The 26,100-nt window shown below is 45.7% G+C and carries 20 protein-coding genes; 14 read left to right on the top strand and 6 right to left on the bottom strand.

Translation table 11 applies throughout. The features are described 5' to 3' along the window. Positions 1-49: 49 nt before the first annotated feature. The gene (locus tag HYN49_RS10405; protein ID WP_108904057.1) at positions 50-1,069 is read right to left on the bottom strand and encodes an LLM class flavin-dependent oxidoreductase; all 1,020 of its coding nucleotides are present in this window, start codon (positions 1,067-1,069) and stop codon (positions 50-52) included. 464 nt (positions 1,070-1,533) lie between these two features. Beyond that, on the bottom strand, positions 1,534-2,130 hold the full coding sequence (locus HYN49_RS10395; protein ID WP_108904055.1) for an FMN-dependent NADH-azoreductase: 597 nt from the start codon (positions 2,128-2,130) through the stop codon (positions 1,534-1,536). A 146-nt stretch (positions 2,131-2,276) separates the two neighbouring features. Between HYN49_RS10395 and HYN49_RS10390 the strand changes: the two genes are divergently transcribed. From HYN49_RS10390 to HYN49_RS10365, 6 genes are all read left to right on the top strand, one after another. Continuing rightward, the gene (locus HYN49_RS10390) at positions 2,277-2,630 is read left to right on the top strand and encodes a winged helix-turn-helix transcriptional regulator (protein WP_108904054.1); all 354 of its coding nucleotides are present in this window, start codon (positions 2,277-2,279) and stop codon (positions 2,628-2,630) included. 144 nt (positions 2,631-2,774) lie between these two features. Next, positions 2,775-3,320, top strand: a complete 546-nt coding sequence (locus HYN49_RS10385; RefSeq protein WP_108904053.1) for a hypothetical protein — start codon at positions 2,775-2,777, stop codon at positions 3,318-3,320. Between the two features lie 141 nt (positions 3,321-3,461). Further along, positions 3,462-3,839 carry a PH domain-containing protein gene (locus tag HYN49_RS10380; protein ID WP_108905033.1) on the top strand — a complete coding sequence of 126 codons (378 nt, stop codon included), beginning with the start codon at positions 3,462-3,464 and terminating at the stop codon, positions 3,837-3,839. Positions 3,840-4,002: 163 nt separating this feature from the next. Further along, complete coding sequence (locus HYN49_RS10375) at positions 4,003-5,745, top strand: 7TM-DISM domain-containing protein (RefSeq protein ID WP_108904052.1); 1,743 nt, start codon at positions 4,003-4,005, stop codon at positions 5,743-5,745. Between the two features lie 494 nt (positions 5,746-6,239). Further along, a complete protein-coding gene (locus HYN49_RS10370; RefSeq protein ID WP_108904051.1) occupies positions 6,240-14,189 on the top strand; it encodes a T9SS sorting signal type C domain-containing protein in 7,950 nt (2,649 codons plus the stop codon). A gap of 33 nt (positions 14,190-14,222) precedes the next feature. Further along, on the top strand, positions 14,223-14,432 hold the full coding sequence (locus HYN49_RS10365) for a YgaP family membrane protein (RefSeq protein ID WP_219928745.1): 210 nt from the start codon (positions 14,223-14,225) through the stop codon (positions 14,430-14,432). Between the two features lie 150 nt (positions 14,433-14,582). Here HYN49_RS10365 and HYN49_RS10360 read toward each other — a convergent pair whose 3' ends face one another. After that, positions 14,583-16,553 (bottom strand): fibronectin type III domain-containing protein, encoded by a 1,971-nt coding sequence (locus HYN49_RS10360; protein WP_181368946.1) that lies wholly within the window; start codon positions 16,551-16,553, stop codon positions 14,583-14,585. A gap of 643 nt (positions 16,554-17,196) precedes the next feature. On the opposite strand from HYN49_RS10360, the gene HYN49_RS10355 reads away from it, so the two are divergent. Then, positions 17,197-17,931, top strand: coding sequence for a DNA-formamidopyrimidine glycosylase family protein (locus tag HYN49_RS10355; RefSeq protein ID WP_108904048.1), 735 nt, complete (start codon positions 17,197-17,199; stop codon positions 17,929-17,931). A gap of 338 nt (positions 17,932-18,269) precedes the next feature. After that, positions 18,270-19,184 (top strand): hypothetical protein, encoded by a 915-nt coding sequence (locus HYN49_RS10350; RefSeq protein ID WP_146185088.1) that lies wholly within the window; start codon positions 18,270-18,272, stop codon positions 19,182-19,184. Between the two features lie 90 nt (positions 19,185-19,274). Here the strand turns inward: HYN49_RS10350 and HYN49_RS10345 are convergent, their stop codons facing one another. Continuing rightward, positions 19,275-19,724 carry a PA2169 family four-helix-bundle protein gene (locus HYN49_RS10345; protein WP_108904046.1) on the bottom strand — a complete coding sequence of 150 codons (450 nt, stop codon included), beginning with the start codon at positions 19,722-19,724 and terminating at the stop codon, positions 19,275-19,277. A 92-nt stretch (positions 19,725-19,816) separates the two neighbouring features. After that, positions 19,817-20,434 carry an FMN-binding negative transcriptional regulator gene (locus HYN49_RS10340; RefSeq protein WP_108904045.1) on the bottom strand — a complete coding sequence of 206 codons (618 nt, stop codon included), beginning with the start codon at positions 20,432-20,434 and terminating at the stop codon, positions 19,817-19,819. A 197-nt stretch (positions 20,435-20,631) separates the two neighbouring features. Between HYN49_RS10340 and HYN49_RS10335 the strand changes: the two genes are divergently transcribed. From HYN49_RS10335 to HYN49_RS10320, 4 genes are all read left to right on the top strand, one after another. Beyond that, positions 20,632-21,258 (top strand): hypothetical protein, encoded by a 627-nt coding sequence (locus HYN49_RS10335; protein ID WP_108904044.1) that lies wholly within the window; start codon positions 20,632-20,634, stop codon positions 21,256-21,258. Next, complete coding sequence (locus HYN49_RS10330; protein ID WP_108904043.1) at positions 21,255-21,554, top strand: winged helix-turn-helix domain-containing protein; 300 nt, start codon at positions 21,255-21,257, stop codon at positions 21,552-21,554. The genes HYN49_RS10335 and HYN49_RS10330 overlap by 4 nt, the downstream gene beginning before the upstream one ends. A gap of 67 nt (positions 21,555-21,621) precedes the next feature. Beyond that, on the top strand, positions 21,622-21,948 hold the full coding sequence (locus HYN49_RS10325) for a potassium transporter KefB (protein ID WP_219928744.1): 327 nt from the start codon (positions 21,622-21,624) through the stop codon (positions 21,946-21,948). Positions 21,949-21,956: 8 nt separating this feature from the next. Continuing rightward, positions 21,957-22,769 carry an oxygenase MpaB family protein gene (locus tag HYN49_RS10320; RefSeq protein ID WP_108904042.1) on the top strand — a complete coding sequence of 271 codons (813 nt, stop codon included), beginning with the start codon at positions 21,957-21,959 and terminating at the stop codon, positions 22,767-22,769. A gap of 20 nt (positions 22,770-22,789) precedes the next feature. Here the strand turns inward: HYN49_RS10320 and HYN49_RS10315 are convergent, their stop codons facing one another. After that, a complete protein-coding gene (locus HYN49_RS10315) occupies positions 22,790-23,251 on the bottom strand; it encodes a hypothetical protein (protein ID WP_108904041.1) in 462 nt (153 codons plus the stop codon). A gap of 460 nt (positions 23,252-23,711) precedes the next feature. Here HYN49_RS10315 and HYN49_RS10310 point away from each other — a divergent pair, with 460 nt between their 5' ends. Then, a complete protein-coding gene (locus HYN49_RS10310; RefSeq protein WP_108904040.1) occupies positions 23,712-25,061 on the top strand; it encodes a GH1 family beta-glucosidase in 1,350 nt (449 codons plus the stop codon). Positions 25,062-25,071: 10 nt separating this feature from the next. Continuing rightward, positions 25,072-26,082: a glycosyltransferase family protein gene (locus HYN49_RS10305; protein WP_108904039.1), complete on the top strand. Its 1,011-nt coding sequence runs from the start codon at positions 25,072-25,074 to the stop codon at positions 26,080-26,082. Positions 26,083-26,100: the final 18 nt, after the last annotated feature.

Genomic DNA, 26,100 nt, shown 5'->3' with positions numbered 1-26,100 from the left:
AATCGGCTGCGCATGGTCAAGACAAAAGAAGAATACTCGTTTAAAATTCTCATACCAAGATATTCCTTTCATTCATTATTTCAGACAAGATTTCGTATGACCTTATCCTGTCATTATGATCGTGCATGTTGGTGACGATCATTAGTTCGTCTACGCCGGTTTGTTGCAGGAATTTATCCAGCTGTTTGGCGACTGCCTCTTTCCTGCCTACAAACGAATACCTGAGCATGTCGCGGACAGCGGGGTTGTGCTGGACCATCATCAGTTCATCCGTCATTTCCATCGGCGGCTGCAGGGGTTGGCGCTGGCCTGTCAGGATCCCGAGGAACATCCGGATCACGGAGGTGAAATTCCTTTCGGCTTCGGCATCAGTATTGGCTGCGATGACATTGACCCCTGCAATGGTATATGGCTTGTCAAGATAAACCGAGGGCTGGAATTCCTTCCTGTAAATCTGTAGCGCTTCCAACAGCATGCCTGTCGCAAAATGACTCGCGAACGCATAGGGCAGCCCCATTTTAGCGGCGAGGTGCGCGCTGTCTAGACTCGAACCCAATATGTACAACGGCACCGGAACACCTTCCGCTACAATGGCGCGTACTTCTGACCATTCATTTTCTTCGGAAAAATATTTTTGTATGCTCTCAATTTCCGATGGGAACTTGTGTACTGCCAGCATCCTGTCACTCCGTATGGCATGGGCTGTCAGCTGGTCGGTGCCGGGCGCCCTGCCAAGTCCGAGGTCGATGCGGTTGGGGTACAATCGGCCCAGCGTGCCGAACTGCTCAGCCACTATCAGCGGCGCATGGTTTGGCAGCATGATGCCGCCTGAGCCCACACGGATGGTTTTGGTATTTGCGGCCATATGACCGATGAGTATCGGGGTGGCGACACTGGCTACATGCGGCATATTGTGGTGCTCGGCAAGCCATAAGCGGGTATATCCCAGTCCTTCGGCTTTTTGGGCGAGGTCTACGCTGTTTTTAAAGGTCTGCTCTATGGATATGCCGTCTGCTATGATGGCAAGTTCGAGTATTGAGTATGCGATTTTTTTGTTTGTTGTTTCCATAATGTATCTTCGGCATGTGTTGCTGTTATTATAAAAATTGTGCCAAAGCGATGGTGACTGTATTAAGTTGTAAAAACAGCCCTTTTGTCATGATATTCAATTTGAATGAACATCGGGAAATTTACACCAAGAAATAATTTATTGGTTCTCTTCTTTTGTCTTGAAACAAAAGAAGCAAAAATTCAAGCCACACCTCTTCTGGCTCCGCCCAGTTCGGCCGCTGGCCTCGGGTCAGCGACCTGCAATTCCTTGATTTCTAAATTAAACAAACTCGCCTACGGCAAAAACAGTGTTTAATTTTACGGAATCTTCGAAATGCAGGTGCCCGCCTCGAAGCGGAAGGGGGAGCGACATGCAGAATCACATTGCGTGAAGTTTAAGGAGTCAACTTATTACTATAATTTCAGTCTCAGTACTACGATTGCAGCACATTGAAAACCACCAACTGAGACTGCCTGCTTTCCTCAAAGTACCATCGAGTCCACTACATTTTCCACAACCTTATCGCCATCTGCCATTTTAAGCCCTTCTGCGCGGAACGTGGTGATGTCGGTCAGGCCGATGAAACCAAGCGCCTTACGCAGGTATGGATCTGTGAAATCATACTGTGCCATGGCACCTTCCGAATACTTTCCGCCGGAAGCAATGGACAGGTAGATCTTTTTATCCCCGAGTAATCCTACCGGGCCATCCGGACCGTAACTGAAGGTAACGCCGGCGCGGAAAATATGATCGATCCACGCCTTTAAGGTGGACGGAATCCCGAAATTGTACATCGGTACGCCTATGACGATGACATCTGCTTCTTTGACTTCGGCAATGGCCTGGTCCGAGTTGGCGATGGCGGCCTTTTGCGCATCACTGTGGGTTTCAGCGGGCGAAAAGAACGATGCCAGCAATGTTGCATCCAGGTGCGGCAAGGGATTTGCTGAAAGGTCGCGTACAATGACGCTGCTTCCGGGATGCTCTTCCTGCAGTTTTTCTATGATGCTGTCTGCTACACGGATGCTGGCGGAAGCGCCTTTACCCGGACTTGAAATGATATTCAATATGGTTTTCATGTTTTTAATATTATGCCTTTCGGCGTTAGGTTGAAAATCCTTTTGATTTTACATTACAAAATTACGTACCTTTGCTATACAAAAGGAAGTACTATACCGTTGTATAGTACTATACTCTGATATAGTAACCTTACAAATCACCTATTATGATAGATAAACCCGAAAGAAGCCATGCTGAATGCCAGTCGTTGATACGTCCTGTACATGATGCACTTGAAGTACTTAATGGCAAGTGGAAACTGCCGATCATCATCTCGCTGTCTTTTGGCAACAAGCGGTTTTCTGAAATGTCAAAGGAAATCGCTAAGATCACGGACAGGATGCTTTCAAAAGAATTGCGGGATATGGAAATGAATGGACTCGTGAAACGCACGGTGCATGACAGTATTCCTGTGGTAGTGGAATACTCGCTGACGGAATATGGGCAATCACTCGATCCGGTGATTATCGAATTGCGGAAATGGGGTGTGGAGCACAGGAGGCGTGCGGGAGCGCATTAGTCTGTGGCAGCAGTCAGCGCAAGTTGATGGCTGGCAGTGGTTTTACAGTTAATTTACAAAGTTTACATTTCAATTTACAATCCAAATCACTTCACCCGATAAAAACAGGCTAGATTCGCAGTATCAATCTTAAAATATTAAAGTATGAAAAAAACAATCTATGTGCTGGCCTTATCACTGGTCGTGGTGAGCGGCGTAGTATTTGCTAACCGCGAAGTTAAAAATGAAAGCAGGACTGCCCAAAAGCCGTTGTCCATGGCTGAGAAGCAATCGGCGGTGGAAGGAAGGAAAAAATGGGAAGCTTCACCCGACGGTATAAAGTATAAAGCATGGGAGACTTCTTCCGAAGGCAAAAAAGTACATGCCAGCCATGATAAGATAAAGCCGTACCTAAAGGATTTCGCTGATATGGATGCCGTGGTCACTTCAGTTACCTTTCAGCGCGAAGATGCAAAATCAGGGCCAAAATGGCTTGTCGTCAGGATTAACGGCGAAGCGTACATGATGCAATTCATGCCGAAAGATTTCAAACAGTTAAGCAGCCTGAAAGTAGATGACAAAATCACCGTGAGAAGCCGCAGCGCGGGATATTCGCCTAACCATCCTTATTTGATTTTATCTGGCGACTATATTGCACAAAATAATAAGGTCCTTTTTAAACGCGACTTCAGCAAAAACAAAGGTTGCTGAGCAGCAATGAAATTTGACATGAAGTTTACCCCGGATGATGGGACAACTGGAATTGCCTACTTTTAAATGAGCTTACTTTTCCGTAACTTCGCGACACTTCAGGCCAGCCTGATCAATTCAATTAAACAAATAATTTATACTATGGGACTTTTTTCTGCCTTACTCGGAAATGCCGGCGCTGTGGATCCGAGCGACTTAACTCAAAAATACGGCCAGTTGCTTATCGACAATGAGGTCATCGAGCTGGGCTTCAAGCTCATCCGTGATACTTTCATATTTACCAACAGGCGCCTGATATTTGTTAACGTACAGGGCCTTACAGGCAGCAAAGTCGAATATAAATCGGTCAATTACAAAAGCATCTCGAGGTTCAGTATTGAATCTGCGGGTACTTTTGACCTGGATGCGGAACTGAAGATCTGGATTTCCGGAGAAGAGCAACCCAGCATCCGGGCACAATTCAGCAAGTCGGTCAATGTGTATGAAGTGCAGAAGGTTTTGGCCCATCATGTACTTTAAGACATTTCGAATAAAATCAATTCTTACTAAAAACCGACTGAGAGCAATCTGGTCGGTTTTTTTATAAACATTGAATAGTATTTACGAAAGATTCGGAACAAGAAAACCCATTGTAATCCATCCATTTTTTTCCTATCATTGTATATCAATCCCGTTATCCTGCATGAGGTCGCTTTTCCTGACTTTTTTTGGCCTGCTTCTGACACTGACCACAACGGCGCAGGTCAATGTCCTTGCTGAAAAAACGGAAGAAACCTGGGCAGCACATTTTGAAATATTGAAGGACAAAGGGTATCCGGTGAACCAAATCCTTAAAGATTCGACATTACCGTTTAGCAAACCGCATGAAATCACTGACTTCAGCAATACCGATTATTATTGGGTACGGCTAAAAGCTGCCAATACCTCGCGCTATCCTGAAAAATATTATGTATTTGCATTTCCTAACCTCCACAATACGCTGTATTATTTTGACCGTGAGAAGAAACGCTGGCGTTCGCGTGAAAGCGGTTTTGCCGTGGCCGATTCTATGCGGAGCCCGGGAAATATACCGTATACGTTCCTTGACAGGAAGCCGGAAACATTTTTCCTGAAATTACGGTTTTCGGATTTAAGAGGCAGCAACAGCAGCATCAACATTGGCGTGGCGTTCCGAAAAGCGGCCCCGATTGACCTGAAAGAAGAAAAAATCCTGCGCTACTGGACCGCGACTATGGCCATCATTGCCATATTTTTCCTTTATAATACGTATATCTATTTTCTTTTTAAGGATAAAGCGTATTTGTATTACCTGCTGATCTTGGCCGGGGCCATGTTGTATATCACTACCTACAGCGGTTTTATAGATGTGGTATGGAATGCACGGTATTTTACAGCCTCATTGTCGGCACCGGGATTGTATACTTTTTCGCTGAACATCATAATGATGCAGCTTGCCATCATTATGATTATCACCGGACTCGTACAATATTGCAGGACTTATCTTGAAACCGCTACGCTGTTGCCAAAATGGGACCGTATTATTTTAAACTGCAACCGTGCATTGGTTTCGCTACTGACGGTTTCCACATTCCTGACCGCCAGCGGCATTGCATACACCTATAAATACAGCAATTATATTACCAATTTGCTTGTGGTCGTCATTCTTTTCATCATTTTCTATATCGGTTTCCTGAGCTGGAAAAAAGGGCTGAAGCAGGCAAAATATTTCCTGATTGCCAATTCACTCCCGATGGTGATAGTCCTTATCATCACGGTTTTCTTCATGGTCAATATCACCAACCGCGGACCGGAATTCCTGCCGAACCTGGCGGTGGTGCTACAGGCTATTACACTGGCAGTGGCACTCGTCGCAAGGGTGAATGTGATTAAGGACGATTTGAAAGCAAAGGAGATTGAGGCAGAAAGGCTTAAACTCGAGAATGACCAGATCTTACTCAAAAGTCAATTGATTACCGTAGAAAATCAATATGTAAATGCACAAATGGTCATTGCCCAGGCAGAGAAAGACAAATTGCAGGAAGAACTCGACCACAACCAGCGTGAACTCGTATCGACGACGATGTATGTATACCAGAAAAATGAGATGCTGGCGGAATTGAAGAAGCAGATCAGCGGACTCACTTCAGACAATAAGGAAACGCTGAAACAGATCAAGTCGACGATACAGAATAACCTGTATATGGATGCCGATTGGGACAAATTCCGCATACACTTTGAAAAAGTCAACCCGCAGTTCTTTGAGGATTTGCTTTCAAAACATCCAAACTTAACCCAAAATGAAATCCGCCTCAGCGCATATTTCCATTTAAATCTCACCGTAAAGGAGATTGCGACTTTGCTTAATATTGATCCGGAAAGTGTCCGGAAAGCGAAAACGAGGATGAATAAGAAAATGAATTTGTAAATTTTTCTTTTGTCTGGAAACAAAAGAAAAAAAATTCAAGTCTGCCTCTTCTGGCTCCGCCCAGTTCGGCCGCTGGCCTCGGGTCAGCGACCTGACAGTTTTCGATGGCTAAATTAAACAAACTCGCTCCGCTCAAACAATGTTTAATTTTTGCTTCGCCAGTTCGCTTTGCTCGTGTCGCCATCTTCAAACGTTAGGTGCCCGCCTCGAAGCGGAGGACGGAGTAACATTGTCTATATTAGTGCTTGAAAAACTGCCTACTGCAACTGCCTACTGCAAACTCTTCCCTGTCCCGGGACAACTTCCTGTAAGATTTTAACTATTCTTTAATATGCCGAAATCTCCTGCAATCCCTTTAATATCAACGATTTTACCCCTTGTCCCTATTTTGTCCCTATCGTTTTTTTTGTGTTGCCGATGAATGACGGTTTCTTTGGTTCCGGAAATCAGGCACGAAACTGGTTTCCGGATTTTTAAACCAAAAGAACTTTTTTATGGGACGAATTTTTACACAATTAAAAAAACACGGTGGTTTTATAGCATTGTTGTTTTTCATCGCGGTGACGGAAGCACATTCGCAATACACTGCGATTCCCGATCCTGCATTTGAACAATTCCTGATTTATAATGGCCATGACAACGTCATCGACGGCCAGGTGCTCACCGCCAACATCTCAGGAATTACGAATTTAAATGTTCCTGGTTTTGCAGGGATTACGAATCTGACCGGAATACGGGATTTTACTGCACTCCAGATACTGACCTGTATTAATGGCACGCTGACCTCTTTGGATGTGAGCGGCCTGAGCCATCTGAATTACCTGTATTGCTTTTCGAACCAGATTACCACGCTGAATATTGCCGGGACAGCGATTTTCGATTTCTATTGCTACGGAAACCAGCTGACAAGCCTGAACCTGCATGGGATCGATCCGACCGCTAGTGTGGTTTATGCCTATGACAATCCATACCTGAGCTGTATTGAAACGGATAATCCGGCTGCAGCCTCTGCCAATCCGAATTGGATGAAAGATGCAGGCGCTGCGTTTAAACTTTCCTGCGATCCTTATTTTTATATTCCGGATGCCGCTTTTGAGGACGCGCTCATCTTAAATGGGATTGATGATGTCGCGGATGGCAAAGTGCTGATCGCCAGTGCCGAGGCCGCTACAACACTCAATATGTCATTCAGTTCGATTACGGATCTTACCGGAATCAATCGTTTTATCAACCTGGTATCGCTGGATTGCAGTTATAATGCACTGACCTCGCTTGATGTAAGCGGCCTGACGCAGCTTACGTCGCTTAATTGCAGCGAAAACCAATTGCAGTCGTTGAATGTTACCGGTACAGCGCTGACATCCTTAAGCTGCCTCAGCAACGCCTTGACTACTCTGGACATTACGGCACTCACAGGCCTGGTGACACTGGATTGCAGTTCTAACCAACTGACGGCAATCCACAGTAATTACAATCCGAACCTGAGCATATTGTTCTGCAACAACAACATGCTGACGGAAGCCGGGTTCAACACCGGCAATTTTCCCGGACTGACCCAGGCGTATGTTTCCGGAAACCAGTTTGGTGCTTTGGATTGCAGCGCAATGAACAGCCTTAGTAATTTAAATTGTTCTTCCAACCAGCTTACGTCGTTACAGGCAGGGCCTGCCTTGCAAAACCTGGATTGCCGCAACAACCTGCTTACGCAATTGAACCTGCTTAACAGTGATGCGATGGCGATGCTGAATGCTACGGGGAATGCGATTTCATGCATTTCGATTGACGATCCTGCTGCAGCAACAGCAAATACAAACTTCGCAGTGGATGCCGGAACGGGTTTTTCAACATTATGCAACGTCGTAATGATTCCCGATGCCAATTTTGAACAATACCTCATTACTTTAGGATATGATGATGTTATTGACGGAACGGTGCAAAAATCAACTATTGAAAACATCACAGATTTGAATGTTGCAAATGGCAACATCACAGACCTGACCGGAATCAACAGTTTCATCAACCTGAATTCATTCGATTGCAGCAACAATTTACTGACTTCACTTGATGTAAGTCAGTTGACACAGCTTACGTCACTAAATTGCAATCAGAACCAACTGCAAACGCTGCATTTTGCAGGTGCACCATTGACATCGCTGAGCTGCGCGGATAATATGCTGACGGATCTGGATATTTCAATGCTGCCTGGGCTTACAATGTTGGATTGCGCCACCAACCAGATTGAAACTATAAACGGGGCTTACAATGCAAACCTGAAGAACTTATTCTGCGGCAGCAATCAGTTGGACGATGCAGGACTTGGCATTGCGAACTACCCGGGATTGATGTTCCTGACCTGTTTCAGCAACCATCTCACTACATTAGACCTTAGCGCCATGACCGATCTTGCCATCCTGAATTGTGCTACGAACCAGATTAATTCACTACAGGTAGGGCCGTCAACAGCGGTGCTTTTTTGCAGCGGCAATCAATTGACATCTTTGGATTTAACCAACAGCGATGGCATTGGAATGCTTTATACCGCAGGCAACCAGCTGTCGTGTATAGCGATTGACGATCCGGCTGCGGCACAAGCCAATCCAAACTTTATCGAAGACTCCTTTACCGGATATTCGGTAGCTTGTGAGCAGATATCAATTCCCGATCCGAATTTTGAGCAGGCATTGATCAATTACGGTTATGATTTGACTTTGGATGGGATGGTTTATGATGCAAATATCAGCAACATAACCGAACTTTACCTGATATCGCAAAATATTTCAGACCTGACGGGTATCGATTCTTTTACGTCCTTACAGGTGTTGAATTGCACTGACAATCAACTGACCGGCTTTGATTTCGATATCATCCACCAGCTGACGGATCTTCAGATTGACAACAACCAATTGACTTCATTGAACCTAAGTGGCTCCAACCTGAATGCTATGTCATGTTTCAATAACCTGCTTACGTGCATACAAGTGGACGATGTCGCTGCGGCAAATAACAATCCAAATTGGTTTAAGGATAGCGATGTGGGATATGCGACAGACTGTAATACCATGACGCTGATTCCAGATCCTAACTTCGAACAGGCATTGATTTACCTGGGCTATGACACCTTGATCAACGGCCAGGTCCCTAATTCGGCTATTTCAGGGATTACCAGCCTTGATGTGAATAACATGGGGATTTCAGACCTGACGGGCATTAGGGATTTCACCGCGCTGACAGACTTAAACTGTAGCAACAACAATATCACATCGCTGGATCTGAACGGGCTTCCCTCGCTTACTAAGATCCAGGCTTTCTATAACCAGCTAAGCTCCATCAACATTTCAGGAGCTCCGGTAGAAGTGCTGTATATTTTGGAAAACCAGCTGACAGAACTCGATTTAAGCCAGGTGTCAACACTAAGGGAATTGTACTGCGGGTCGAACCAATTGACAAGCCTTGACCTTTCCGGGCAATCACAGCTGACGTACCTGACCTGTGAGCAAAATCAATTGGCAACGCTTGATTTAAGCAATACTGCAATTGAAACGCTATATTGTAAAGATAATGCGCTGACTAATATTAATTTAAACGGTGTAACATCGCTTACGGGGATTTCCTGTGAAGACAACCAACTGACATCGCTCGACCTGACCAACCAGGCCAACCTGACGCAGATGAATTGCAGCAACAACCACATTACTAGCCTCGACGTCAGCAACAAACCGATGGAACGCCTGGGCTGCTGGAATAACGGCATGACGAGCCTGAACCTGAGCGGGATTACGACCATGACTGAATTTGCCTGCAATTATAATGCACTCACATCGCTTGATGTGTCGGCGATGACACAGCTGACCTATTTGGATTGCAGCCAGAACCAGTTGTATTCGCTTGACATTACCGGCCTTCCGTTGAACAACTTTAATGCAGAAGGCAACAACCTGTATTGCATCGCCACAGATGATCCGGCTGCAGCTAATGACAACAGCTTATGGCATAAGGACAACTTTGCCAATTATGCCGTAAGCTGTGAAACGACCTCGATACCGGATGCCAATTTCGAACAGGTATTGATCGACCTCGGAATCGATAATGTTATCGATGGGATGGTAATGACTGCCGCCATCTCAGGAGTTACCGCTTTGGATCTTTCTTTCAAAAATGTAGCCGACCTGACAGGGTTAGAAGATTTCACTGCCCTGGAAAATTTCAACGGCGACAGCAATACCATTGTTTCCTTTAACTTCCCGACGCTCACGAACCTGAAAAGGCTTGAACTGCAATTGAACCACTTAACCACTTTGGATTTAACCTTATATCCTGCCTTGGAATATGCCGATTGCCATTACAACCAATTGACTCAGTTGACTGTTAACGGCCTGGCTTCACTGAATTACCTAAATTGTGGTGATAACAGCCTTACCAGTATTGGCTTTGACGGCGATTACAGCCTGCAAACCTTATATTGCGACCACAATGCGCTGGAATCGCTCAACATCGGGACGCTTGGAAGCCTGGAAATGGTTTCGTGCGGGCAAAATCCGTTAACCGAACTTAATCTTGGAGAAATCTCAGGACTGACTGCTTTGCATTGCCAGGAAACACTGATTTCTATAATCTACCTTAGTGGTCAGCCCAATTTAAGTTTATTAAACCTGACTGACAATCCAAACCTTACTTGTATTGAAGTGGGAAATGTGGCTTCAGCAAACAGCCAGCCGAATTGGTTCAAGGATGCTACGGCAACTTATAAATTAAGCTGTGCGCCGGCAACTTTGATTCCAGATGCGAATTTCGAACAGGCGCTGATCGACTTTGGCTATGATGATGTAATTGATGGCGAAGTCATAACCGGGAACATTTCAGGTATAAACAACCTGAATGTGTCCAACAGGAATATCGCCAGCCTGGAAGGGCTTCAGGATTTCACCTCACTCGAAACTTTTAATGGCAATAACAATGCGCTTACTACTTTTGATTTCCCAACACTGACCGCATTGCAATACCTTCATCTTCGGGACAATCAGCTGGCACAAATGGATATCAGTGTGCATACGGGACTGCATAAAGTGGAATTTTTCCACAATCCGCTGACATCGCTTACCGTAGGAAACCTCGAAGACCTGGAGGAATTGAACCTGATGTTGTGCAGCCTGACGACTCTGGACGTGAGCGGCTGTCCATCATTACACTATTTGTATTGCAGCCAGAATCCGCTGGCTTCGCTGAATTTAGGACAAATTGATTCGCTGAGGTACCTGTTTGTGAACAGCACGGAACTGACCGCTTTAGACCTAAGGCACCAACCGGACCTGACCAACATGACTGTTACAAGTACCTTCGGGGTAAGCTGTATTACGGTGGATGATGTCGCGCAAGCAGCAAGCAGGCCGAACTGGACTAAAGAATCATGGGCCGTTTACGCGTTAAACTGTGAACCGAAAACCAGCATACCCGATGCGAATTTCGAACAGGCACTGATCGATCTGGGCTATGACGATGCGATTGACGGATATGTAATTACTTCCCATATTTCAGGGATTACTACTTTGGATGTGAGCAATCAAGGTATCGCAGATCTTACAGGGATTGCCGATTTCGTTTCGCTGTTAACATTGAATATCAGCCACAACCAACTTTCATCAGTCGGTTTATCGATGCTGGATGCACTGCAAACGCTGGACGCTTCATACAACAACCTCAGCACGCTGGCCACGGACCAGATGGATTCGATCCAGCACGTAGACCTGCAACACAATGTGTTCACTTACCTGTATTTGCCGGGGAATACCATTACGTATGCCGATTTAAGCCACAACCAGGGTCAATTTGCATATTTTGATAATGATGCGCTGAAATACCTGAAAGCAACTAACAACCAACTGATATGGGCATTGCTAGCGCTTCCTGCAGGAGAGGATATCGACCTGTCCGAAAACATGATACAATCGGTGGAAGCAATCGACATCGCGAACTTTAAAAACTTCAACCTGTCGGACAACAGCCTGCAATACCTCATATTGCCTCCGATGCCAAACCTGGAGCGCCTGCATGTAGAGAATAATGTGTTGACAAAACTCAACCTCAGGGACAAACCTTTGCTTACCGATATGAACACCACCGGAAATGATATCAGTTGCCTTCTCGTAAATGATGTCGCTGCCGCAGAAGCGCAGGCGGGATGGATTAAAGATGCCTCCTCAAATTATGCCTTGTTATGCGATGCAGGGCCTTACACGCTGATTCCTGATCCGGTTTTTGAACAAGAGCTGGTAAACATGAATTCGGATGAATTTGTTGATGGGCGGGTAGCCACGGCAAATATCGCTGTGATTGAGAACCTATACCTTCCGGAAAGAGGCGTTTCGGATTTGACAGGCATTAAGGATTTTGCCGCACTGACGTACCTGAATGTGAGCTATAACAACTTGGTCACACTGGACCTGAGCGGACTTTCAGCATTGGAATACCTCGAGTGTGATTATAATATGCTCACATCAGTCGATGTATCAGGATTGACCGGCCTTGAAGAAATGTACTGCTATGGCAACCAATTGAAAACACTTGATGTAACTGGTTGTGACAACCTCTACGAGCTCTCCTGTGATGAAAATCAGTTGATTGCGATCGGCCTGAACGATAACCTGATGTATCTATCGTGCAGCTACAACCAACTGACCAGCCTCGATCTTTCAGCTTTAACACAACTGGAAAGCCTTGTATGCCATGTGAATAACCTGCAGGGGCTTGATATATCACACCAACCAAATCTTTATGACCTCGAATGCGATGAAAACCCCATGACTTGTATTAAAGTCGCTGATGTTGATGAAGCTTACAATAATTCCAATTATTACAAAGACGAAGACACTATATATGATCTGGATTGTCCGGGCGGTGGCTGCACTTATGCGGTGTGGGACGGAAATCACTGGATTCCGTCGGCACCGGGGAATGCAAACCAGGTGGTTTTTATGGGCGATTATGAAATCGCGTCAGACTTTACCGCGTGTAGCCTCGATGTTTCGGAAAATGCCAATGTGGTTGTGGCCTCAGGAACGAACGTCAATATCAATGGCAACATTACAGTGTCACCATCTGCCACGCTGACTTTTGAAAACAACGCCAATCTATTGCAGGCTGAAACGGCCACAAATTCTGGCAATGTGACCATTACACGCGATGCCATGATGCGCAGACTGGATTATGTATATTGGTCTTCACCGGTCAACGGGCAGCTTTTGCGCAGCTTCTCCCCGGCTACGCTCGATACCAGGTTTTATGCAATCGATGAGGCTTCCAATGCTTTTGTATGGGCTAATCCTGCCCACAACGCCTTCCTGCCTGCAAAAGGCTATATGGTGCGCGCTCCTGACAATTACCTGAATTTCCCCGCTGCGGCACAGCTTTTCACTGGAATTTTTACCGGTGTGCCTAATAATGGTGATATAGCAATACCGATTACCAATTACGGACAGGGTTACAACCTGATTGGAAACCCCTACCCTTCTCCTATCAGTGCGGATGCGTTGCTGGATGCTGCCCCAGGTACGATTTATTTCTGGACACACCGTACGCATGGTGCGGAAAGTGGCGCAAATTACGCTTCTTACAACCTGCTGGGCGGCACTGCTGCTGAAACCGGCGGCGAAACACCGAACGGGCTGATACAGACCGGGCAGGGATTCATATTGCAAACTGACGATGCGGCGATGGCTACCTTTACCAATGCTATGCGTGTCGCCAATACCGACGGGCAGTTTTACAGGACGGCACCTACTGAACAACACCGTTTCTGGCTGAATTTAAGTGCGACGCAATCCGGTATAAACCAAATCCTGATCGGTTATACACAAGGTGCTACACAAGGTTTTGATATTGGATTTGATGGAAAACAGATTGAAGGCAGTAACGCGCTGTCAAGCCGCATTGGCGCATCCGATTTTGTAATCCAGGGAAGGGCTTTGCCATTCGATGTTAATGATATTGTGCCATTGAGCCTCAAAGTCGCTACAGGCGGGACTTACCAGATTGCCATCGATCACACCGACGGCTTATTTGCTGCAGGTCAGCATATTTACCTGAAAGACAACCTGACGGCAGCGGTTCACGACCTTACAGCAAGTGCCTATTCGTTTGCAACCGATGCAGGGAATTTTGCCGAAAGGTTTGCAGTAGTGTACACGAATGCCATTTTAGGCACAAATCCTGTTGCAGATGATGCTGCCGTAGTGATTTATAAGGACGGCAATTCCATACACATTAATTCCGGTGTGGATATTATGGAACATATCAGGATATTCGATGTGCGCGGCAGGCTGGTTTACGAAAAAGCCAACATCAATGCTTCAGATTCCGTACTGTCAGATTTTATGAGCGAAAAACAGGTTTTGCTGATTCAGGTGACAACTGCAGAAGGTACGCTGATTACGAAAAAATACATTTACTAATTTTTTTTTATAGCTTTTAACATGAAGCAGAATATGAGTACTCCAGATAAATTTATCCGCACCACGATCGGAGGGCTGCTTGTCTTATTGATGTACCTGTGCGACGACGACCGTGCCATGCAATGGGCTTCAGGTGTGAGCGGTATTTACCTGATCCTGACGTCGCTGCTGGGTACCTGTATCGTATACGCGTTCCTCGATGTGAGCACGTTGGCATCCAAAAATAAAAAGCGTTTTTATTGACCGTCCCTTAATTAATAACCGAGAAGCTTCCCGTTTGCACGACGGGAAGTTTTTTATTTATGCGAACAGGTTCATGTATATTGTCAGTAAAGGCAGGCATAAAAAAAAAGCCTGCGGTCAGGCAGGCTCTTCAAAATATTTGACCGAGGGCTAGAAAATCACCTTTCTTGTCGAGATGCTACCGTCGGCAGTGGTAACGCGCACCAGTAACAGACTTCCGGCAGCCCTCACATCGGGGACGTTCAGGCTTGTGCTGTCTTCCTGATTGGTATAATAAAGCAATCTCCCGCTTGTATCATATACTGAAACTTCCGAAATAACAGCAGCAGACGACATGATTTGCAGCCTGTTATTCTTTTTAAACACCAGGATGTCATTTGTGACGGCTTGCGGAGTTCCGGTACCTAGAGTGGCCATCAAGTACTGGATCGAAAACCGGTCTGCAAAGTTTCCGGCGGCTGATATAAACTGATATGCGCCTGTTGCCAGATTGGTAACCGACCCGGTCTCATTGTCTTTCAGGAAAACCGCCTGCCCTTCCGAGAAAATGCCTTCCATATGGTCCAGAGCCAATGTATAATTCCCGGCCTGATTGGCAACGAATCCAAGTTTTACAGTATCGCTGTTGTTAAAGGGACTGGATTTTCCCTGGATCACATACGGCGTTTCGCCATCAATGATGCTGTACAGACGGGTCCCTTCACTATCAAGTTGCGGTGCATCAAACTGGTTATCAACCATATCTGTTGCTCCTTCTACATAGCCGATGAGCATCTGGCTGTAACCTCCACCCTGGGACGTAACATTAAGCCATAACCTGTCCCGGTCCGCAGCGGATGTCCTGAAAAACTGGTCCTGGTTGTTGGCAATCCTCATGGTATTTTTAAATATGGCATTGCCCGGCGCATTTACTTTGGCAACAAATCCCTGCCCTACCTGTATTATCCCGTTTGGCGTTTCACTTTCGGGCGTTGTCGATGATGCCGAAGTTTCGCCGGTAGCATTGATTGTCGCATAGTTGGCCCCCGGGGTTGAACCCTGTACGGTATGCGTCCAAAGGTAAATCGTACTGATTTCCGGGTTTGCATTCAACAGCGATGATGCGCTTAAGGTGGACGGGTAAGGATTCCCGATCAGGTTATACCCCTGCCCATCCAGCGTAACGGGTATCATCAGGTCGCCATTATTAGGGACACCTGTAAAAATTCCGTTAAATTCCTGCGGTGCCGTGGGGAAATCATCCGGGGCACGGATTACAAAACCTTTGCATAACGTAAAGTCGTTTGTCGAAGGATTTACAACCGTAAAACCGTTGGCAGGCTCACTGATTGTGTAAAATCTGTTGGATAATGTTTGCTGGGAAAAATCCTGTAAGTTCTGCCCTGTAACGGGCGCCGACCAGTATACATAATCCAGCCTGCGCATCGATGCATTCCTGTTTACGGTGATGTCACCCGAATTCAAATTGTTATTGGCAATCTGCAACAGGTTTGCATTGCTTTCAATGGTCAGCGAAGCCACACCTGCTTCATTCACGATCGTATTTACCACCGTCATATTGGTCCCTGCCCGTGCAACGAGGCTTCCGCCGGTATTTACAGTAAGGCTTTTCGAGGTGAACGAACCGTTGTTTGCAGTGTCGTACGCCCCACTGATAAAGGCATTTATACTGGCTGTAGGTGGCGTATCAGACCATCCGATCCCGTCCCATGTGGTTACATCGGTAGTAAAAACACTAATGGTATTGGAGTTGGGCGAAGCACCATCTGCATCGATTGCCCGTACCCTGTAATAATACGGAGTTGCCGGATTCAGGCCTGTTACAGTATAATAAGTAACATTTTCAACAAAAAGGTTTTGATAGACATACTCCGCATCTCCAGGCTGCCCGAATGGCGTTCTACTCACATCGAGCCTATAGCTTGTAGCGCCTGAAACTCCAGCCCACTGCGCGCCAAAGGTGGTATTCATGATGTTTGTTGCATTTGCCGCAACAGGAGCTTGGGACGCGGCGAAGGCAAAGGACAAGTCTGAACGTTTTTTAGCTTCAACCGAAGCTGGCGACAGGCATAAGAAAGCCATAGCGCCAAAGGCGCACATTTGTAGTAATTTAATTTTCATAGCAGATTTTATTTTGTACAATCCCGGATTTAATAGCATTAAGATTGCACGGGTTATGGCGTCAGCTTGTGCCTTATGCAACTTTCACAAACCTGCAGTGTCCCAAAGCACTTCAAATTCAGTAAGACAAAATACAACCTCGACTGCCGGTGGCAAAACTACAGTTACCCTTGCGCTAAACATTACAACATTACAATTTAAGGTTACACACTCCATACAATATTGACGTCCCAAATCACCTATTCATTACATGAAAGGATTGAAATGGCGGGGGCTACAAACGAGGTATCAGGATCGGAATAATTGTAAGTGTAAATTACCGTAAAAAAAAGCGGCACTTTCGTGCCGCCAAACCAAAACAAGTGAAAAAACCGGATATCCTGAATCCGTTGCATCATCACTTTGACATTATCCAGGACATTCCGGGTTTTTCACCGCCCGGTTTTTTGCATGTGCATCCTTGTTTCAGAGACGCTTCCATTTGGTAAAATTAGGGCAGTAATGACGTTTAGGGTTACAATATTCCTGAAGGGTGTTATGATTTACGTATCTCTATACCCGCAATTTCGAAAAAAAAGGTTCGGAAAATATAATATAACAGGTCTTCGTAGTGGTTAATTTTAGAGCTTATAAAAGCAATATCATGCCGGAAGGTCCCACCATCGTCATCCTTAAAGAAGAAGCGTCACCCTTCACAGGCAAACGGGTTGCAGCGGCACAGGGTAATGCCAGGATTGATATGGGCCGCCTCGAAGAGCAACAGATTTTATCTTTCAAAAGCTGGGGAAAGCATTTCCTGATCTGTTTTGCAGGTTTCACCATACGGATCCATTTCCTGATGTTCGGCAGTTACCTTATCAATGAGCGAAAAAAGGCGGTACCTCGCCTCAGACTGGAATTTGACGATGGTGAAATCAATTTTTATACCTGTGCTATAAAAGTACTGGAGGGCGATGTAAACGACCATTACGACTGGAGCGGAGATGTGATGAATCCTGAGTGGAATGCGAGAAAGGCAAAAAAGAAACTAAAAGCCATTCCGGACAAGATGATCTGCGACAGCTTATTGGAACAGGACATCTTCTCGGGCGTGGGCAACATCATCAAAAATGAAGTGCTTTACCGCTTGAAGGTGCATCCTGAATCACTGACAGGCTCGATCCCCGATGCTGAAATCCGCGAAATCATCAAAGAGGCACAACATTACAGTTTTGAATTCCTGGAATGGAAAAAGAAATCCGAATTGAAGAAACACTGGCTTGCCTACACTAAAAAGACCTGTAAGCGATGTGATTTACCAATCATTAAAGAATACACCGGCGCTAAAAAACGACGAAGCTTCTTCTGCATCAACTGCCAGAAATTGTATCATGGATAAAGTGATTGTTATTACGGAAGCATCACTGCGACACTTTAACGATGTCTTTTCAAACGGAAATGACTCAACACATATTCGCAGAAAATGAAATAGAATTACTCTGATGTCAATTCAGTCGAAATATACTTCTACTAAGACATCTTCTTCATAAAAAAATACGCATTATGAAATGTTCTGTATTTTCGTTACTTTGACTATAATAATTCACTAATAAAGACATTTACAATCACTTATCGCATATTCTATAAAAAATTCAGATAATGCTGTAAAATAAGCTTTTACCTATTTATGAAATTTGGATACTGAAATAGTACCATATTCTTAATCAGATCTACGGCATGAAGCGCATTTTTACCCTGTTGTCCATATACCTCCTGATGAGTTGCAGCTCGAAAGAAAACCCTTCCAATAACAGGATGGAGCTGCAAAAGGCATTCACAGACATGAAATTCAGGCAGGAATTGTCCCGCCATCCTAAAATTTTCCTGAAATTCTGGTACGGCATGTCGAAGGAAGAGTTCCACAAAGTTGTAGACATCCTTGTCGCTGAAAATGTGCTTGTAAAAGACAATGATGACGCGGTTTATTATAAGGTCCCACACTTTAAGCCGATGCTAAAACCTTATTTCATTAACAATACCCTCGATCAGATAGAGCTTTCCCAGGGCAACAATCTTTATGATATCTACCAACAGAAATATAAGCTTCCCGGACTGGTCGAGAAAAATATCGTAGCCGAAAGGTATGTAGAGGAAAACAGCCATTACCGTCCCTTGCCACTTTATCATCGCAATACGGTCAAAGAGCTGCCGGTGTGCTTCAACGATAAATCCTTGTATTCTAACGGCGTAAAAAATTTCTCTTTCAGCACCCAAAGCAATAAACAAAAAGTGCTTTCAAAATCCCCGATAGTCGTAGAGAAAGAAAATAACGTTATCGTCATTGAACAAAGCTTTTCGCGCATACCGTTGCCATCGGTCACCTATTCGCTGAGCCTGAGTCCGGAAATGCAGCAATACAAATCCACTCATGCCATTACAGACGAGCAGCGCCAGTACATTTGCACTCATTCCAAATACAAGATTACCGAACTGCTTTCTGGTTCCGTCATTAAAATCACTTATAAATCAAGATTGGCATACGACCGTGAAACCGAAGCCTACAGGCAGAGCGTAAAGGCAATGAACGAAGCACTCAAACGCAAAAATGCCGAAAACGCCCTGCGCAGCGAAAAAGTCATGGTTGAAATTTAGCATTTGTAATATACTCTGTATACCAATTCCACTACTATTCGTATCAAAAAAAAGCCTCCGAAAGGAGGCTTAATATCGTGCAGCATCGTATTATGCCGCATCTCGCAACGCACGCACTTTGTCATGCTCGGCCTGCAGGCTGGCCTGTTGTTTCCTTACCAGTGCAATCTGCTCAGCTGAAAGGTCGGCAACATGGTTTGTAAGGACATGCTCATAGGCTTCGAGCGCCTTATCCTCTCCAAACTCACAGGAATTCAGCACAGACTGGCGGTCATCACCTGTAAGCGCCGCCTTAACCTCCATCCAGGCACGGAAGAATTTTCCGGTAACGCGGGTTCCTTCTTCAGGAGTACCCCCAAGGCGCGTCACTTCACTGCGCAGTTCCGTCAGGTTACCCTGGCTGGTAGTTTGTAGTGAGGCAAAAAGTGACTTCAGGTCGTTGTCTTTGGTTTCTTTAGAAGCGGTTTCGTATCCTTCGACACGGTCGTTGTTGATTTCAATCAGTTCGTTTAGCGCACTGATACTTTTACTGGTTTCCATAATGCATATTTTTTAAATGATTCGTGTAAAGTTCCTGTTTACACTCAAGTAAAAATTACACTATCTCCGCGTATTTTTATAGCTTTCCGATTTTAATTTTCCTTTTCAACATTTCTCATAAATCCTGCAATCGCTTTTTCATTTCCATCATCACTCTTTTCAAAAGCAGAAATGATATTTTCCCTTTCCGATAATTTTTTATTCTGGCTCAATTTATGCTTCGCCTGCAAGGTCGTCACAGTGATTTCAAAAGCGACGATTCCCTTAACCATCCTGTCCTTATAATCAGCCGGAAGGCTGTCCCACTGCACTTTATATCCAGGCTCAGATTGTGCGATCATTGCTTCGAGCACTTCGTAAGCAGCAGCATTTTCGGTAATGAGCCTTCCCTTACCATAAGCATGTACGGCAATGTAATTCCATGTCGGGACATTCTTATCACTTTCATAATGCGAGGGCGAAATATAGGCATGCGGTTCGGCAAAAATCACCAGCACTTCATTTTCTGTCAACTGCTCCCATTGCGGATTTGCTTTTGCAAAATGTGCCGTCAGGATCATATCCCCTTCCCTTTCACTGATGGTGAACGGCAGGTGGGTGGCGCTTTGGAAATTGTCTTTTACCGTAATGATTGTTGCAAATGGGTATTGCTTCATGAACGCGATTATCGTGGCTTTGTCAGTGGTTTCGTAATGTGGCGGAATGTACATTTGGTATGGATTATTAGACTTCTTGGACTTCTTGGACTTCTTCGACTTCTTGGACAAAATTATCAAAATATACATTCAGTCTAAAAAGTCTGACAATCTAAAAGCGCAGCGTATCTAGAGCGCAGCCGTCATTTTTTAAAAAAAAATACTTGCCCATTCAAAATATTCCATTAACTTTGAATCGCAAAGTACATTTTATGAAAAAGCAAGAAGAATATATTAACGACCTTACTGAAATCCGTTCGATGATGGAGCGTTCCAGTAAATTCCTGTCATTATCAGGCTGGTCCGGAGTGGTTATAGGCATTTACGCTTTGGCGGCAGCCTTCTTCGCAAACCTGCTGATGCAGCAGCGCAGTGATTATTCGTTATACGAAATGAGCGGCATTCCGGGGCCTTCAGAAACCCTTTTGGAATTAATCGGCATGGGAGTGGTATTGCTTTTTTTGGCGGTAGGCACTGCAATATTCCTTTCGCATAGGAAATCGAGGAAGATAAACGAACCTTTGTGGAATGCCACCGCGCGCAGGCTGGTCATCAACATGTGCATCCCGCTCTTTACTGGCGGTATTTTGATATTCATCCTGATCTCTAAAGGATTTCCGGGGCTGATATTGCCGCTGACGTTACTATTCTACGGACTTACACTGGTCAATGCCGGGAAATACTCTTATGCTGAACTCCGATATCTCGGTGCCATCAATATTGCGCTTGGGTTGGTAGCGGTAAATTTTATTGACTACGCATTGTTGTTCTGGGCCACGGGTTTTGGTATCTTGCACATCATTTATGGCCTGTATATTTATATGAAATACGAAAAGTGAAAGCGATCATCAGTGGTTTGAATAAGTCTTTTGACAGCAGGATCAGGCTTGGGATCATGTCTGCACTTTCGGTAAATGAAGCCGTCGATTTCAATGCGCTCAAGGAATACCTTGATGTCACCGACGGCAACCTTGCAAGCCACCTCAAGGCGCTCGAAAAAGAACTGTTCATTGAAGTCACCAAGTCATTCGTGGGCCGGAAACCCAATACCAGTTACCGCATTACTGCGGGCGGGAAGCATGCCTTCGCAGCACACATCAACGCTTTGGAAAAATTAATTAAATCACAGCAGTAGCTATTTTTTTACATAAACACTTTGAAAAACAAAGTTCTTTTAAACTATAATTTTAAATTTCATCATTATGACACAAACGAAAACAAACCCAGAAATCAATCCTGCAGCTTTACTACGCCCGATGGCTGTCGGCGCGCTTATCGGACTCGCATTGATCAGCCTGTTCTTGCTTGGTGCAGAAACCCAGCCCGGTTTTCCGGATTACTGGCGTGCCCGTCCGCTGATCGTCGTACCATTTGCAGGTGCTGTTGGCGGCGCGTTCTATTACTTCATGGCCCGCTGGTTTCACAGTGGCACACCCCGCATTATTGCCACTATCGTGAGCGCACTTGTGTTTCTTATCTTCCTGTGGCTTGGCAGCGTATTGGGCTTGGCCGGAACTTATTGGCACTAAAAAATATTATGGAATATTTCACCAAACAAAATTCGATTGTCCGGCAAATATGGGGTAGCAGTGATACGATCATGTTCATATTTGCCGGCGCTGCTGCAGAATTTGCGCTAAACAAATCAGTCGACTGGCTGTATTTCACGGGCAAGCTCCCCTCCGACCCTATCGCACGCTTCCTTTCCACGGTATCATATGCACGCGATATCGTGTTTGCGGAGCAGGAAGACGCGCTGCGGTCCATCGATAAAATGGCCGCCATACATAAGGCGGTTGAAGTCAAACGAGGCATGGACATTCCCGATTGGGCTTACCGTGATGTATTATTTATGCTGATTGATTACTCCATACGGTCATACGAACTGCTGGAGCGCCCGCTTTCCATCGTTGAAAAGCAAGAAGTATTTGAGGTGTTCCACCGTGTAGGCTCCCGTATGGGTATCCGCGGGCTGCCGCAGGATTTTGGTGTATGGCAATGGATTCGCGAAGCGCAATTGGAGCAGAACCTTCAATACAGTAATTACACCGCCGATTTGTTCGGGCAATACCGCAGGCACCTTGGATTTCTCCGGTATGCCATATTGATTGAATCACAGAAACTGGTCATCCCCAAATGCGTAAGCAGCCGCGTCGGATTTTCAAACTTTAAGACACTAAAACCTTTTATCGGTATTTATAAGCTGGGCAGGCAATTTAATTTGGATTGGTTATTAAAAGAATTGCTCCTGCCCGGTGCTTATAAAAAAGCGATTATGCGGTTGGACGTGGGGATTGAAAAAAGAGGCTGCCCTTTTCAAAAACAACAGCTTGAACCTCTCCGGATGTAATTTGGCACGCTGATAGCATACTATATCCCAAGCGGATCATCATATAAATAATGAATACGCCCACCGGTAAGCGTCACCGTATTGTTATTTCCCTGCATAGTTCCTGAAAAGGTGGCCTCAAACTCGGTGTCGCTGTTCGTGCTGATGTGGCTCGTAAAGGTTCCTTCGGTGGCATCGCTCTGGAAACCGGAAGGATTCAGCGTAATGTAGAATTCATGGAAACCATCATTTCCCGTATCTCCAAAATTGGTAACCAGCTTCGCCGATTCTTCTGAAAGCCCGTCATTGGCATACATCCAGATCGTAAGCTTGTATTGCCCGTTCTGCTGCAGTGCGGTTTCTACCCCTAGTGGCTCGAAAGTACGTGATACGCCATTGATTTTCATGGTGACGGTGTTGCTCATATCGGCATCATCATCAGCGGTACAGGAACAAAATGTAGCAGCAGAAACAAATAGGAAAAGGAAAAGCAGTTTTTTCATAAACGTTGGTTAGATTGCAAAGAAACGCATTTTTGGGCGGGTTATTGTGGCGGATCGCAAAAGCAACATCGATTTGCAATTCCAAAATATTAATACATTGGGCGTGTCCCTGCGGGCCGGGCTGTCCGCTTTAGTCCTCGCCTTGCAGGCTCCGGGCTGCCGCTTCCATCCTTCACGCGGTCACACCTTACCGGAATGTCAGGGTTCATTTTCACGTACAAAGTTCAGCATAATATTCTAAAATCAGACAATCAACACGCACCTTGCACCCAATGCCTTTCACATCCTTAACCAAACCATAACCCCCGCATTACCCCTAAATAACATTCCCATCATTAATTTGTATAAAACGATTGATGATGAAATATTCCATAATCCATATTATCAAATCCTTCCGCCAGTGGCTTTTCCTCCGGGCGATGCAGTCTTCTTTCCTTCATTGATGATGTTATACCGCTAAATGGAAGAAAAACATCCGTTGCAACGACAGCAATTCGGGCCTGGTTTTCATTGGGGTGTATCCACTGCCGCCTTCCAGATTGAAGGCGCTGTTGATGTTGACGGCAAAGGTCCGTCTATCTGGGATACTTTCACAGCGAAAAAAGGTACTGTCCGAAACAATGACCATGCCGGCATGGCCTGTGATTTTTACAACCGCTATGAAGATGATATTGCCTTATTGCGGCAACTCCACATTCCTGATTTCCGTTTTTCCCTCAGCTGGTCGCGTATCCTGCCCAACGGACAAGGGAACGTAAACCAGAAAGGCATCGATTACTACAACCGCGTCATCGACCACCTGCTCGAATGTGGCATTTCTCCCTGGGCAACGCTATATCATTGGGATTTGCCACAGGCATTGCAGGACAAGGGCGGCTGGACCAACCGTGACAGCATATCGTGGTTCGCTGATTATGCTGCCTTATGCGCAAAGCATTTCGGGGACCGCATCCCCAATTGGATGGTGATGAATGAACCATCGGTTTTTACCGGCGCGGGCTATTTCCTGGGCATCCATGCTCCTGGAAAACGCGGGCTGGCTTCTTACCTGAAATCCATTCATCACGTGACTATGGCCACGGCGGCAGGCGGCAGGATCTTACGAAGCGATACTGATAGTCAGATAGGTACCACTTTCTCCTTTACGCATATTGAGCCGCATACGCAGCGATCAAAGGATATGGCGGCCTGTGCCCGTGTGGATACGCTGCTCAACCGTACCTTTATAGAACCCATACTCGGGATGGGTTACCCTGATGCTGATCTTGCTGTCCTGCGCAAAATGCGGCGTTACATGCAGCCCGATGATGAACAGCAAATGGCTTTCAATTTTGATTTCATCGGGGCACAGTGCTATACGCGGGAAATTGTGCGCTCGCGATGGCTTACCCCTTACATCGGTGCTGCCCTGGTCCCGGCTGCCAAACGCAGTACGGAAACCACCGATATGGGCTGGGAAGTGCATCCGCCATCAATGTACCATACGCTGAAGCGATTGCACACTTACAAAAACATCAACAAAATCATCATTACCGAAAACGGCGCGGCCTTTCCCGACGATATTGTTAACAGGCAGGTATATGACGGACGCCGCAGGGATTATCTTAAAGCGCACCTGCGTGAAGTGTTACGGGCAAAGCTGGAAGGCGTAAACGTACACGGTTATTTCGTATGGACGCTCACCGACAACTTCGAATGGGCCGAAGGCTATCACCCACGTTTCGGGTTGGTCCATGTCGACTTTGAGACGCAGCAGCGCACAATCAAGCAGTCAGGCTATTGGTACCGTGATTTTTTAAGTGACCTTTAATTCTTATCATATGAAAATACTTTACGCAATCCAGGGTACAGGCAACGGGCACCTGAGCCGTGCCGTCGATATCATTCCGTGCCTGCAGCGGCATGGACAGGTGGATATCCTTGTGAGCGGTACGCAGGGCGATTTGAAACTGCCTTTTCCGGTGCAGTTTGAGGTACGCGGACTCAGCTTCATCTTTGGCAAAAGCGGCGGTGTCGACCTGTGGAAGACTTTTGCGAAAGCCAATACGCGCAAGCTTGTAAAAAATATCAGAAGATTGCCTGTAAACGATTATGACCTTGTGATCAGTGATTTCGAACCGGTATCGGCCTGGGCATGCTATTTTAAAGGAAAGCCGTGCATTGCCTTGAGCCACCAGGCTGCAGTACTGGCACCCGGCTACCCGCCTGCTGAAAACGTGGATCGTATGGGCAAACTGATCTTATCCCATTATGCTCCCGCCGACCATTCCTACGGTTTTCATTTCTCGGGCAACGGCAGCAACATATCCACGCCAGTGATCAGGCACCAGGTGCGCAACCATAAAATAACGAACGACGGGCATTACACGGTATACCTTCCGGCTTATGACGACCGTAAACTGCTCAAACGTCTTTCCGATCATCCTGAAGTGCGCTGGGAAGTTTTTTCAAAGCACAACAAGAAGAAAATCACTAAAGGCAACATCACCATCCGCCCGATAGACGGGAATGCGTTTACGGCGAGCATGGCATCAAGCGCTGGCGTACTGTGCGGCGCTGGTTTTGAAACGCCTGCTGAGGCACTGTTCCTGGGCAAAAAACTATTGGTCATCCCGATGAAAAACCAATACGAGCAACACCTCAATGCTGCAGCATTGAAAGCGATGGGCGTTCCAGTGGTGAAAAGCCTCAAAGCAGAACACAACGACATCATTAAGGACTGGCTTGAAAATGGAAGAATAATTCCCGTGGATTATCCAGATATGACGCAGGAGATTATAGATGGGATTGTGGGGGAGATTTTAAGAAAATTAAACCATGAGCAAGATTAATATTTTAAGAACTATTAC

Origin of the sequence: Flavobacterium pallidum (assembly GCF_003097535.1) — a bacterium.
Taxonomy (GTDB): domain Bacteria; phylum Bacteroidota; class Bacteroidia; order Flavobacteriales; family Flavobacteriaceae; genus Flavobacterium; species Flavobacterium pallidum.
Note: the sequence above shows the minus strand (reverse complement) of the source record. Positions and strands in the feature narration are given on the sequence as shown.